Here is a 12,976-nt window from a genome sequence, read left to right on the forward strand (position 1 = left end):
CCCGAGAGCGGGAACGGGTGGGACGGAACCTTCAACGGGAAGCCGATGCCGTCGACCGATTACTGGTTCCTGGTCGAGTATCCGGATCCGAGTGGCGCCATGAAAGAATTTAGAGCCCATTTTTCATTAAAACGATAAACCCCATGAATTTCAAAAAGAGGTATCTATTTGTATTATTATTTTTAACCAAATTCGCGTTAGCACAGGAAGGAGTAGCAGTTTATTCAGATTATCTTACCGACAACTATTACCTGATTCACCCTTCGATGGCTGGTGCCGCGAATTGTGCCAAAGTACGAGCAACTGCGCGAGCTCAGTGGTTTGGTGAAGATGACGCTCCGGCGCTTCAGACGATAAGCTTCAACGGAAGAGTAGGAGAGCGTTCGGGAGCAGGTATTATCGTATTCAACGATAGAAACGGTTACCACTCGCAAACAGGTGTGAAGTTGACTTATGCTCACCACATCATGTTCTCAAGAGACGAAGTAGATTTGAACCAATTGTCTTTCGGGGTTAACGTCGGACTTATCCAAAGTAGATTGGACGAGACTTCTTTCCGTGAATTTGATCCGAATGTAACTGGAACGATCATCCAAAAAGATTCTTACTTCAACGTCGATCTTGGTGCTTCTTACAACTTCCTTGATTTTTACGCTCACTTGACTGTGAAGAACGTAATTGAGACGAGACGTGAAATCTATACGGGATACGAATCGGATAACTTGAGAAAATTCCTCTTGAGTCTAGGTTATGTGTTTGGCGATGAAGATCGCTTGTTGTGGGAGCCATCGGTTTTGTTTCAATATACTGATGAAACTGCCGAGAAAGCGCTTGACGTCAACCTCAAAGTGTACAAAACTTTGGATTGGGGTAGACTTTGGGGAGGTTTGTCGTACAGAAGACAATTCGATGGAGCTGAATTCCTGCGCGGTGGTTCAAGAGAAGAGCAACATCTTCAGTATTTCACACCATTAGTAGGTATCAACTACAAAAACTTCATGTTCGCTTACACTTATTCTTATTTGACAGGAGATGCGAAATTCTCTACGGGCGGTTTTCACCAAATCACGCTTGGTTTCAACCTGTTCTGCCAACGCGAGAAATACCACTGTAACTGTCCTGCAGTAAACTAATATTGAGTCCCGATTCGTTCGGGACTTTTTTTATATCTTATTTTTTATGCTTATCAAATCTGTAAATGGGAAATCACCTTCGATTCCCGAAGATTGTTATGTCGCTGAAAATGCTACGATTGTTGGAGATGTTACATTTGGCGACTCGTGCAGCGTCTGGTTCAATGCGGTTGTGCGCGGCGACGTCCACTTTATCAAAATCGGAAACAAGGTCAATATACAGGATGGCGCGATCATCCATTGCACTTACCAGAAACATCCGACGATAATCGGAAACAACGTCTCGATTGGGCACAACGCCATCGTTCACGGTTGCACGGTTCATGACAATGTACTTATCGGAATGGGCGCGATCGTGATGGATAACTGCGTAATTGAAAGCAACTCCATAATTGCTGCCGGAGCGGTTTTGACCCAAAACATGAGAGTCGAGTCGGGAAGTATTTATGCGGGTGTTCCGGCCAAGAAAGTCAAGGACATCGATCAATCTGCATTTGCGGGCGAAATCGGGCGTATATCCAACAATTATGTAATGTATTCGTCTTGGTTTAAGGACGAAGGCTAAAAGTCAATCTGGTCGATTTTGTATTCGTTTTTGAGAATGTTCGATAGCACCTTTGGATTGAAGTTGGTGTAGAACGTCGCTTGTCCGTTTCTCGCTTCGGCGTTTCCGACCTTTTCTTTCAGCAGATTCTGTACCTGTTTGGCGACTGCGCGACCCGAATCGATTATCTGCACGTGTTCCGGAACGATTTGTCGGATTTGCGGAATCAGATACGGATAATGACTGCATCCGAGTACGAGATAGTCAATGTTTGCCTTGACCATCGGCTCGAGATATTCGTGCAAGAGCTTCGTCATTTCTTCAGATTCCATCTTTCCGCTCTCAATCAAAGCAACCAGATTGAATCCGACCTGTTCGACGATATTCGTATCGTGGTAAGTTTCTACCGCTTTGTTGAAAAGCTCGCTGGAAAGCGTTCCTTTCGTGGCCAGAACGCCAATGTTGTTTGTCTTCGACTCAAGAGCAGCAGGTTTGATGGCAGGTTCGATCCCAACGAACGGAATGTCATATTTCGCCCTAAGTTCCTTTATCGCATTTGTGGTAGCCGTATTGCAAGCCACGACAATGAGTTTACAGCCTTTGTCAATCAGGAACTCGACATTTTTTTCGCTAAGTGCTATGATTTCCTCTTTTGGACGTTGGCCATAGGGCGCGTTTTTGCTGTCGGCCAGATAAATCGTGTCCTCGTTTGGAAGCAGATTGTGGATTTCCCTCCAAATGGAAGTTCCGCCAATTCCCGAATCGAATAGGCCAATGGGGCGATTGTTGTGCATAAAAACAAAAATAAAAAAAACTGCTCTTTTTGGGAGCAGTTTCTGTGATGGGTTTCGATGTTCTGATTAGAAACCTAGGTCTTTCTTTACGTCAGCAGTGATGTTCGGACCGTCGGCAACCAAAAGATCGGCAGCGTTCAGGACATATTGGAAACCTTTGGCTTTTCCTACTTTTGTGATAGAAGCTTTGATTTTGTCCATGATCGGCTTTACCAAATCAGACTCTTTTTTCTGAAGTTCTTTTTGAGCATTGTCTCTGTAATCGACAATTCTCTTCTGCATATCCTGAACTTCTTTCGAACGCTCTTGGTTGATGGCTTCAGTCGTCGTTGGCAAAGTAGCTTCACGCTCGTATTTTTGAACCTTGGCCTGGAATTCGTCAACCATGGTTTTGTATTCTGTATCGTAAGTAGCGCTTAATTTTTCAAGTTGTTTCTGGGCATCGAGCATTGCCGGCATCTTCTGCATTAGTTCACTAACGTCTACGTGAGCCACTTTGGCTTGTGCATTCATCGCTTGGGTAGTTCCGAAAAATGCAACTGCAGCTATTAGCAAAGTCTTCAATTGTTTCATCATTTTTAGTATTAATTATTATTTGTTTTTAATTTGTTTTGGTGGAATCTTTCGGAGTGGCGGCCTTCTTGCGCTCTTCCTCTTTTTGCTTTTTCAGGGCTTCACGTGCGTCCAATGCTTTTTGGCGACGTTCGTCAGCCGCTTTTTTGCGCTCCTCGAGTTTTTTTGCACGGTCTTCTGCCGATGCTTGTTTCTCCGCAGCTTTCACAGAATCGGTAGCTTTTTTCGCAGCCTCGATTTCAGCTGTTTTTGGAGCAACCGATTTCTCTGCGGCAGTTTTATCAGCGGATGTTGTAGGCGCTGTTTCTGTCGTAGTCGGTGGAACAGTCGTGCCGTTTTTCTTGGCTTCGCGTTCCGCTTTCTGACGCGCTCTGTTATCCTCGAACTCTTTTCGCTTTGCGGCTTGGGCAGCTTTGCGGTCTTCTGCTAGTTTTTCACGGGCCGCTTTTTTCTCGTCAAGCGCTTTTTGACGTTCCTGCAAAGCCGGATTTTCGTCAATCATATCTTCCTGAGCTTCTTTTTTCGCTTCCTCCTTGAGGTCTTTTTTGCTCATCTGCTCACGTCTGGCGGCTCTGGTCAACGTTCTTATGACCTGATCGCTGATGTCAAACTTTTTGGCGGCGAAAAGCATCGTCATATCAGAAGACTTGTCGAAAATGAAATCGTACTTCTTGGCTTCGGCAATGTCTTGCGCCGCGGTAAAAACCTGGTCTTGAATCGGTTTGATCAGAACAGCTTTTTGCGTGACAAGATCGCCGGTTGGACCAAATCTCTTTTGTTGGTAATCTGAAAGTTCTTTTTCCTGGAATGTGATTTCTTCTTCTCTTTCCTCGATCAGCTCTTTGGTCAAAAGCACTCTTTCTGTCTTGAGTGTTTCCTTGAGTTTATTGATCTCGTTTTGCTTGGCGACGATTTCCTGTTTCCAACCTTGGGCTTTCTGCTCAAGTTGATTCTTGGCTTCGGCGAAATCGGGAACGCTTTTGAGGATGAAATCCATATCGATATAACCGATTCGGATGCCACGGCTTTGCGCGTTCAAAGTCGTCGATAGCAATAAAACGGGAAACAGTAAAAAAAGAATTCTTTTCATAACCAAATGTTGCTTAGTAAATATCGTGCCAGTTTTTAGAACTGCTGACCGATAATGAAGTGCGTTTCCCAACCGTTTCTTCCGGTTTGTCCAGGCACGGCGTCGAAACCGTGTCCGAAGTCGATACCAAGCAATCCGAAGGCAGGCATGAAGACGCGCAATCCGAAACCGGCCGAGCGTTGCAATACAAACGGATTATACTGCTTAAAATTGTCATAGGACGCTCCGGCTTCGGCAAAAGTAAGCGCATAGATAGACGCCGTTTGAGCCAAGGAGATCGGATAACGCAATTCCATTGAGAACTTATTGTAAATCGTACCACCGTCAGTAGAAGAGAGCGAGTAGTTCGGATAACCGCGCAACTGAATGATCTCCCTACCGTCCATCGAGAAGTTCGCCAAACCGTCTCCACCTAAGAAGAAACGCTCGAACGGAACCAGTCCGCGATCGCTGTTGTAAGCGCCAAGGAAGCCGAATTCACCCAATGTACGGAGCACTAATTTACCATAAATTTTGGTATACCAATCTGCTTTGAATTTTATTTTGTAGTATTCCAACCAGTTGAACTTTTTCTGGTCGACTTTCGACTGATCGACGGCTGCGTCGGCCAAAGCGTTCTGAGGCGAGACATAATTTCCGGTGGCGTTGATGTAATCGCCAGGAGCGACCCAATGGTTGTTGTTGTCGAAATAGCCCGCTCCGGTCGTATTCGTAAGCTTGTATTCAAGCTGGTTTTCGAGATTCTTGTAGTCGACGTTGTTGAACAATGAATAGGGAGGCGTCAACTTGGCCGTTAGTGAGAATTCCGATCCGTACATCGGGAAAATCGGGTTCGAACCTTTGTTGTTTCTAAGAATTCCGAACGTGTATGCCATGTTTCTCGCAGAACCGTTTCCGAAGGTAAACAATCCTGTGTTGTAGTTCTTCAAGTCATAATATTGGAAACTCAACGAGTGCGAGATGTAGAAGTTGTCATCCGGAACGGTCAAACGCTTCTGCAATCCGACGGTAACCGATGTAATGTTGAAGCTCTTGTCGCGATCCACATTGGCCGAACCGCCGGAATAATTCGCAAGAAATTGCTTACTGTGGGAAATCGAGGCGCTGAACTGGATTGGTTTTTTTCCTCCGAACCAAGGCTCGGCGAACGATGCGGAATACGTCTGGAAGTAAGAACTTCCCTGAAGGCGCAACGATACTTTTTGTCCGTCTCCCATAGGAAGCGGGTGATAAGCGTCTTTGTTGAAAATGTTGCGCATCGAGAAGTTGTTGAACGAAAGTCCAAGTGTTCCGATGAAACCGCCACCGCCGTAACCACCTTGCAATTCAACCTGGCTGGATCCTTTTTCGACCACATGCCATTCCACGTCGACGGTTGCGTCGGTTGGATTGATGTTTTTGAGTTCAGGTCGGATGGCTTCCGGATCGAAAAACTGGAGTGCTCCAAGTTCGCGGATCGTACGCACAATTTCTTCCTTGGAATATTTCTGGCCCGGTTTGGTGCGAAGCTCTCGGTAGATAACTTCATCATTGGTGCGGTCGTTTCCGATAACCGTGATTTTGTTGAAGTAAGCGACTGGACCTTCGACAATCCTGATTTCGAAGTCGATCGTGTCGTTGTATGTTTTTGTCTCAACCGCGTTCACGTTCGAGAACATATAACCGTTGTTTTGGTAAAGGTTCGAGATGTCGTCAGAATCTGGTGAAGTTTTATCAGAAATACGTTTCTCGAGCAAGACGCCGTTGTAGACATCGCCCTTCTTGATTCCCAACATTCGCTGCAAAGCTTGGTCGGAATAAACCGTGTTTCCCAGGAATTTGATGTTTCCGAAGTAGTGCTTTCGACCTTCCTCAAGTTTGATCTTGATCTTGATGTCGTTGTCTTTTTTGTCGTATTTGACAGAATCGTAAACGACACGCGCATCGCGGTAACCGTTCTCCTTATAAAGGTTCGTGGCCGAGACCAAATCTTCCTTATATTTTTCCGGGATGAATTTCGAGGCTTTCCAAACGCGAAGGAAATTGCGTTGTTTGGTACCTTTCATGGCGCGTTTCAAGCGTCCGTCAGTGAAAACCGTGTTTCCGTCGAAGTCAATTTCATCGATCTTGATCTTCTTGCCTCGATCGACTGCGACGACCATTTTCACGTTGTTTCCGCCAATCGTGTCCGGAATCGTGTTGATGTTGACTTTCGTGGCGAAATATCCGTCTTTCCTGTACTTGTTCTCGATGTAGTTTTTGGTGGTCGTAACCAAGTTCTCGTTCACGACTTTTCCTTTGGTCAAGCCGGTTTCCTTGATAAGGTCGTCGATTTTCCCTTTTTTGACACCCGTGATTTTGGCTTCGCTGAGTTTCGGAAGCTCATTGATGTTCAATTCAAGCCAGATGCTGTCATTTTCGACGCGGTCAACGTAAAAATCAATGTCGCTGAAAAGTCCGAGTTTCCCTAATTTCTTGATGGCGTTGCTGATCTGTTCTCCCGGAACCTGAATTTGCTGCCCTTTTTGAAGTCCTGTAAAAGTTACGACTGTTTGTTCGTTGAAGGTGACTTTACCGGTAACGGCAACATTGGCCAAGATGTATTTTTTACCCTGGAGCCTGTCTTGGGCACGGAGCGAAAAAGTTCCGAAAATCAATACGATAAGAGCTAGCCCTAAGTTTTTTTGTAACACTAAGAAATTATTTAATTTGTTCGCTGGTTTTACCAAATCTCCTCTCCCGACTTTGATAGCTGATAATGGCTTGATATAAATCTTCCTCACTGAAATCAGGCCACAAAACGTCTGTAAAATAAAGTTCCGCATAAGCGATTTGCCAAAGGAGGAAATTGCTGATGCGGTGCTCTCCGCTGGTGCGGATCAGCAAATCTACATCGGGTAAATTATGCGTGTAAAGATGCTGATTAATAATTGATTCGTCAACCTCGTCAATTACAATTATATTATTTTTAACTTTAGCTGAAATCGCTCTCACAGCCCGCGCCAACTCTTCGCGCGCGCCATAACTCAAAGCCAAAGTCAAGGTCATTCTCGAGTTGTTTTTTGTCTTTTCGATGACTTCTTCGAGTTCTTTGCGAGTGCCTTTCGGAAGTAGATCCAAATTGCCTATCGCGTTGAGTCTGATGTCGTTTTTGAGAAGCGTTTTGACTTCTGACCGCAGCGACTTCATGAGCAATTTCATGAGCAGGTCGACTTCCAGTTTCGGTCGGTTCCAATTTTCGCTGGAAAAAGCGTATAAAGTAAGGTTTGCGATGCCAAGACGCGCACAAGTTTCGACCGCCATGCGCACAGATTTCGTTCCGTTTTCGTGTCCAAAGGCGCGCAACATGCCTTTTTGTTTGGCCCAACGGCCGTTCCCGTCCATGATTATGGCGAGGTGACTTGGAAGGTTGTCTTTGTTTATACGGTCTTTAAGTTCCATCTAATCTGCGCAGTAGCAGGGTTTGTTTCCGAAGGTATACGTCAGGGTCAAGCCCGAAAATATATACCAGTCTTTATTGTTCTGGTTTCCGAATCGCAACGTTTCTAGGTCGTCGTTCTTCGGATTGCTTCCGTCGAGGTTGTCGGTAAAGGTCCAACGGGCGCCAATTTCGGCACCCAAAACCCAATGGTCGGCAATATTCGATTTGATTCCGACGGTAATCGGGACCGCAAACGAAAAGGCGCGGTAATCGATTTTGTATCCGTCGAGCTGATACAATTCATCGTAAATGAAAAAGTTCAACCCCGTAAATACATAGGGAGTGATTTTCTTCTTTCCGTCGTGCAGGTTGAAATCGAAAAAGTTGAATTCAAGTCCGGCCGAAAATTCCTTCAGGTCGTTCTGGAAATTGAAACCTCTCGTCTTTCTTGCGGGCATATCAGAATCGAGGTCGTTCGCCGTCAGTTTCGTTTGGTTGTAACCGAATCTCCAACTGTGACGCGGGCTTCGGTTCCATTTGTACAGCACGCCGTATGCAAACTCGTTAGGGTTGATGTAATTCGTCTTTCCTACATCGCCAATAAAATTACTGCCGCCCAAAAATACCCCGATCTCGTGAATCTGGGCCGTCGAGGCGTTCAGGCCAAAAATGCAAACGAATAAGACAAAAATCCTTTTCATCGATTTGAAAATAGCGTGCAAATATAACAATTAAGACCACTCCCGAAGGCTTTTCGGTTTAATTCTCTCAAATTATAACACACAGTTAGTGAATAATTTTGCGCAAAAGTCAATTAAGAAACGGGTCGGGAAGCGTTAATAGTATTGCCCGCCTGAAATTTGCGTCAATTTCTCTTGTCTTCGCCCCATAAAAGTTTGGCGCGCAATGTCTTGAGAAAAGTGTCTCCGGGAACTTCGACCATATTGATCCTGAAAGGCGTTTTCCTGATGATGAGTTCCGATTCGTTTTTGACCGAAGCGATGCGCGAATCGAGTGAAACCAAGTATTGTTCCTCGCGTCCGGAAACTTTCAATCGAATTTCGGTATTGTCCGGAATCACCAATGGACGGGCATTTAGATTGTGCGGTGCGATTGGCGTAATGACCAAACTTTCGGCTTTCGGTGTCAGGATCGGGCCGCCGCAACTCAGCGAGTATCCGGTGGAACCTGTTGGCGTGGAAATGATCAAACCGTCCGCCCAATACGAATTCAGGTATTCGCCGTCGAGCCAGGTTTCGATCGTGATCATCGAGGTCGTGTCTTTTCGGCTGACCGAAACCTCGTTCATCGCAAAGTTGATTTCCTTTACGGATGCGATTTCGGGCACGACTTCCAGACTCAACAACGTTCGGGGCGAAATCGTGAAATTCCTATCGATCACATATTGCATGAAAACATCGATATGGTCGCGCTGGACGCTTGCCAGGAAACCCAGTCGGCCCGCGTTTATTCCCAAAATAGGGATTCCGAGGTCGCGTACCAAAGTCGCTGCACGCAAGATTGTTCCGTCGCCGCCGATCGAGATCATGATGTCGAAACCCGAATCAAGATCTGTGTATGAAGAAAAAGTCTTGTATTCTTTTTTGACGATTTCCTTCTCGTACAAAAGTTTCAGAAAATCGGCTTCTATGTAAAGATCGACCTTGTTTTTGTTGAAGAAGATGAAAATGTCCCTGATGATCGGCTCGGTACTGTTTTGATAGTATTGTCCGTAAATGGCGACTTTCATCAGATGTTCAGGTATTTGTCGAGATAGTCAGAACGGTCGCGCAAACTGCTCAGGTAAGTATCCTCCTGGTGTTCTGAGATGATTTCGTAATTGTATCGGCGAAAAGTCTGCAAGATGTCGTTCATGCCGCCAATTGCGATTTTTACAGTCACCTGAACCGTGTCGATCGTCGCTTCGGAAATGAACATCCCAAGGATTTTTCCGTTGTTGCTCTCGACGATTTGTGTGATTTGTCCTATGGAATAATCGGCGATCCCTTTTTCGATGATGATGATTCCGCCTTGTTCTTTCAAGAATGGTGTCTCGTGAAAAAGCTTTATGATGTCGGAACTTTCGTAATATCCGACATACTTGTTGGTCTCATCCAGCACTGGAACGACGTTGGTCTCGTATCTCGCAAAAAGCTCCAAAACATCGAGCCAAAGCATGTTCGGCCTGGCGAAAAAACCTTCCAAAGCGTACCTGTAGTCGGCGATTTCCTTTTCGTCCTCAAACGTCTCGACGTCGTCAGCGCCAACCGAACCGATGTAAACCGAATCTTCTACGATAGGAAAATGCGTGAAGTGTTCTTCGGCAAAAAATTCCTTGATCGCGCCGATAGTTTCCTTCGTGTCGATAGGTCTGTAGTCGTTGTTGATATATTCGGAAATCTCGCTCATCTCGCCAATGCTGGGTTTGAGAATGCAAATTAATCAAAAAATGCAACAAACGCCCTTGTTTAACTTTGTATTTTTGTGGGTAAAACTACAAGAATTACCATGACTAAGCTGTCCGTGAATATCAATAAAATAGCCACTTTGCGAAATGCGAGAGGCGGAAACGTGCCCGATTTGCTCAAGGTCGCCACCGATATCCAGAACTTTGGCGCGCAAGGCATCACGATCCATCCGAGACCTGATGAACGCCACATTCGGTATCAGGATGCACGCGACCTCAAAAGCGTGGTTCATACCGAATTCAATATCGAAGGAAATCCCGAGAAGAAGTTTATTGATTTGGTTTTAGAGGTCAAGCCTGATCAGGTGACGCTTGTTCCTGACGCTGTCGATGCGCTCACCTCAAACGCGGGTTGGGATACGATCAAGAACATCGGTTTTCTCAAAGAAGTAATTTCCGAATTCAAGCGCAACGGCATCCGGACTTCGATTTTTGTGGATCCGATAGCGGCGATGATCGATGGAGCGGCCGAAACCGGAACCGACAGAATCGAATTGTACACCGAAAGTTTTGCCACCGAATACGCAAACGGCAACATGCAAAGTGTCGAGATTTACGCCGCTGCGGCAAAACGCGCGGGAGAACTCAATTTGGGTGTGAACGCCGGACACGATCTGAGTTTGGACAATCTTGCTTATTTCAATCGCAACATCCCGAACTTGCTCGAAGTTTCCATCGGACACGCCTTGATTTCCGAAGCTTTGTATCTCGGATTGGAAAATGTCGTCAATATGTATCTGCAACGCCTCAAATAATGGACCTACTTTATTCAAGGATCGAAGGCGAAGGAAAACCGCTTTTGATCATTCACGGATTTTTGGGAACGTCAGACAACTGGAAAACGTTTTCCGGACAATATGCCGCGAAAGGTTATCAGGTTCATGCAATCGACATGCGCAATCACGGCCGAAGCTTTCATTCGGATGAATCGAATTACGAAGTAATGGTCGAAGATGTTTGCCGATATGCGAACCATCACGGGATTTCTGCTTTCGATTTGATCGGACATTCGATGGGCGGAAAGATCGCGATGTTCTTTGCGATGAAATATCCCGAAATGATCGAGAAGATGATAATCGCCGACATCGGACCCAAATATTACAAACAGCATCACCAAGACGTTCTTGCTTCTTTGAACGCAGTTGATTTTTCGGTCAAGCCGACGCGCTCTGACGTAGCGGAAATCATGAAAAAGTATTTGGGAGACGATCAGGGAACGATTCAATTTCTCCTGAAAAACCTGTATTGGATCGAACCCGGACAACTTGGTTTTCGCTTCAATTTGCCTGTCTTGACGAGTGAAATCGAGAACATCGGACTCGCTTTGCCCGAGAATGGAGCTTTTGAAAAACCGACGCTTTTCCTAAGAGGCGGGAATTCGAGGTACGTGAAAGATGAAGATATGGAAAACATCAGAAAGCAATTTCCGAAAGCGGTTTTTGCCACAATCAAGAACGCCGGACATTGGCTACACGCCGAAAAGCCTCAGGAGTTTCTCGATGCGACTTTGTATTTCCTGGAACAATAAATAAAAATTTTTGCCATAAAAAAAGCCCCTCGGTATCGAAGGGCTTTTCTTTTATTCCAAGTTTGAAGTTATTAGTTCTTCAAGACTTTAGTAGTTTTTGTTGCTCCAGTGTCTGAAGTAGCAGTCAAGACGTAAGCTCCTGTTTGAAGAGCAGAGATGTCAACTGACGCATCGGCGATAGAAGCGAAATCTTTAGTGTAGACTTTTTTACCTGTAAGGTCGTAAACGCTAACATTTGCAACGTTGAATCCAGAAACTGTTACAACGCCGTTCGTAGGGTTTGGAGTAACTGAAACTTGAACAGCGTTCGTGTCGTTAGTTCTAAGATTTCCGTCGAATTTGTAGATTCCACCAACTCCGCCATTAACGAATCCGCCAGTCCAACCTGTAGTCGCGTCGAAAAACGTGACAGTTGTGTGCTGAACTCCTGTGTCGATAGTCGTGAAAGAAGTTCCGGCGTTAGTAGTGAATCTAGAACCTGAGTTTCCTGTAGCGGCACCTGTAGTAACGTAATAGTTAGCTTGTCCCGGTACAGAAGAGATGTTAGGCAATCCTGTCCAAGGTGCAGAAGCGCTCCAAGTCGTTCCTCCGTTTGTGGTTACGTAGTAAACTGTTCCGTTTGTGATAAGTCCGTTGTTGGCATCGCTGAAAACCAATTGGTGACCAGTGAAATCGGCAACCGGAGTTTGAGACGCTGTCCAAGTATTACCTTGGTTCGTGCTCTTGAAGATACGACCGTTGCTCGTTCCGAACCAGATTGTGTTTCCAACAGCAGCATAAAGATCAGTGTATCCGTATTCTCCAGCAGCGGTTGGCATAGTAAGCAATCCTGTTGGGTTTGTCCAAGTTGTTCCGCCGTCAGAAGTAACTTTCAATTCAAAACGGTTTCCCGGAGACGGATCTCCCTGAGTGATTCCGTGAGTAGCATCGAAGAAGTGAACGAAGTTGAACCAAGAAGTCCCTGATGCATTGTAAGTGTTTGCAGGCGTAGATTGCGCCCATGTTGTTCCTCCGTTGGTCGTTTTCCAAACACCTCCAAGACCAGTGTCTCCGTCGAATGCGCCTACGAATGCCGTGTTTGCATCAAGAGCGATAACATTCGAAAGTGTGTAAGTCGGGTGTCCGATGTTTACCAAACCTGGCGTCCAAGTGTTTCCGCCGTCAGTAGTTTTTGTAAATTCCTGAACAACGTTTGTCGGGGCAGCTCCGTCATAAGCCAAAGCCCAAACGGTACTTGCGTCAACGATGTGAATATCATTGATTCCACGTGAAGCCGTAGGGAATCCTGTATTCTGCACAACCCAGCTTTGAGCCGAAACGAAAGCGGGAGCGATAAGTAAAGAGAGTAATAGTTTTTTCATAATTTTTAATAGGATTTGTTAACTCGCTCAAAAGTAGGAAATTATTCTATCGATAAATCGCGGCTGCCATTTTTTTAAAGAAATTA

Annotated in this window: 14 protein-coding genes; 5 read left to right on the plus strand and 9 right to left on the minus strand. The window is 45.5% G+C overall.

Annotated elements, in window-relative coordinates; all coding sequences use genetic code 11:
* The 3 genes from EOO49_RS09770 to EOO49_RS09780 all read left to right on the plus strand — a co-directional run.
* Positions 1–138, plus strand: a 138-nt coding sequence (locus tag EOO49_RS09770; protein WP_290845401.1) for a T9SS type B sorting domain-containing protein, incomplete at its 5' end; no start/stop codon positions are given.
* A gap of 5 nt (positions 139–143) precedes the next feature.
* Positions 144–1,133 (plus strand): type IX secretion system membrane protein PorP/SprF, encoded by a 990-nt coding sequence (locus EOO49_RS09775; RefSeq protein WP_290845132.1) that lies wholly within the window; start codon positions 144–146, stop codon positions 1,131–1,133.
* A gap of 46 nt (positions 1,134–1,179) precedes the next feature.
* A complete protein-coding gene (locus EOO49_RS09780; protein ID WP_290845134.1) occupies positions 1,180–1,698 on the plus strand; it encodes a gamma carbonic anhydrase family protein in 519 nt (172 codons plus the stop codon).
* On the opposite strand, the gene murI is transcribed toward EOO49_RS09780, so the two are convergent.
* The 8 genes from murI to EOO49_RS09820 all read right to left on the minus strand — a co-directional run bounded on the left by murI (position 1,695) and on the right by EOO49_RS09820 (position 9,943).
* Complete coding sequence (murI, locus tag EOO49_RS09785; protein WP_290845136.1) at positions 1,695–2,471, minus strand: glutamate racemase; 777 nt, start codon at positions 2,469–2,471, stop codon at positions 1,695–1,697. The genes EOO49_RS09780 and murI overlap by 4 nt on opposite strands.
* A gap of 66 nt (positions 2,472–2,537) precedes the next feature.
* A complete protein-coding gene (locus EOO49_RS09790) occupies positions 2,538–3,044 on the minus strand; it encodes an OmpH family outer membrane protein (protein WP_290845402.1) in 507 nt (168 codons plus the stop codon).
* Positions 3,045–3,072: 28 nt separating this feature from the next.
* A complete protein-coding gene (locus EOO49_RS09795) occupies positions 3,073–4,134 on the minus strand; it encodes an OmpH family outer membrane protein (RefSeq protein ID WP_290845139.1) in 1,062 nt (353 codons plus the stop codon).
* Between the two features lie 35 nt (positions 4,135–4,169).
* Positions 4,170–6,806, minus strand: coding sequence for an outer membrane protein assembly factor BamA (bamA, locus tag EOO49_RS09800; protein ID WP_290845141.1), 2,637 nt, complete (start codon positions 6,804–6,806; stop codon positions 4,170–4,172).
* A gap of 7 nt (positions 6,807–6,813) precedes the next feature.
* Complete coding sequence (locus EOO49_RS09805) at positions 6,814–7,554, minus strand: isoprenyl transferase (protein WP_290845143.1); 741 nt, start codon at positions 7,552–7,554, stop codon at positions 6,814–6,816.
* Positions 7,555–8,235 (minus strand): DUF6089 family protein, encoded by a 681-nt coding sequence (locus tag EOO49_RS09810; RefSeq protein WP_290845145.1) that lies wholly within the window; start codon positions 8,233–8,235, stop codon positions 7,555–7,557.
* 164 nt (positions 8,236–8,399) lie between these two features.
* Positions 8,400–9,284: an NAD kinase gene (locus tag EOO49_RS09815; protein WP_290845146.1), complete on the minus strand. Its 885-nt coding sequence runs from the start codon at positions 9,282–9,284 to the stop codon at positions 8,400–8,402.
* Entirely contained in the window at positions 9,284–9,943 is a 660-nt protein-coding gene (locus EOO49_RS09820; RefSeq protein ID WP_290845148.1) for a CBS domain-containing protein, read from the minus strand. The genes EOO49_RS09815 and EOO49_RS09820 overlap by 1 nt, the downstream gene beginning before the upstream one ends.
* 99 nt (positions 9,944–10,042) lie before the next feature.
* Here EOO49_RS09820 and EOO49_RS09825 point away from each other — a divergent pair, with 99 nt between their 5' ends.
* A complete protein-coding gene (locus EOO49_RS09825) occupies positions 10,043–10,756 on the plus strand; it encodes a pyridoxine 5'-phosphate synthase (protein ID WP_290845150.1) in 714 nt (237 codons plus the stop codon).
* On the plus strand, positions 10,756–11,529 hold the full coding sequence (locus EOO49_RS09830) for an alpha/beta fold hydrolase (RefSeq protein ID WP_290845152.1): 774 nt from the start codon (positions 10,756–10,758) through the stop codon (positions 11,527–11,529). The genes EOO49_RS09825 and EOO49_RS09830 overlap by 1 nt, the downstream gene beginning before the upstream one ends.
* Positions 11,530–11,600: 71 nt before the next feature.
* On the opposite strand, the gene EOO49_RS09835 is transcribed toward EOO49_RS09830, so the two are convergent.
* Positions 11,601–12,890 carry a T9SS type A sorting domain-containing protein gene (locus EOO49_RS09835; RefSeq protein WP_290845154.1) on the minus strand — a complete coding sequence of 430 codons (1,290 nt, stop codon included), beginning with the start codon at positions 12,888–12,890 and terminating at the stop codon, positions 11,601–11,603.
* Between the last annotated feature and the right edge of the window lie 86 nt (positions 12,891–12,976).

The organism is Flavobacterium sp., assembly GCF_004295795.1.
Classification (GTDB): domain Bacteria; phylum Bacteroidota; class Bacteroidia; order Flavobacteriales; family Flavobacteriaceae; genus Flavobacterium.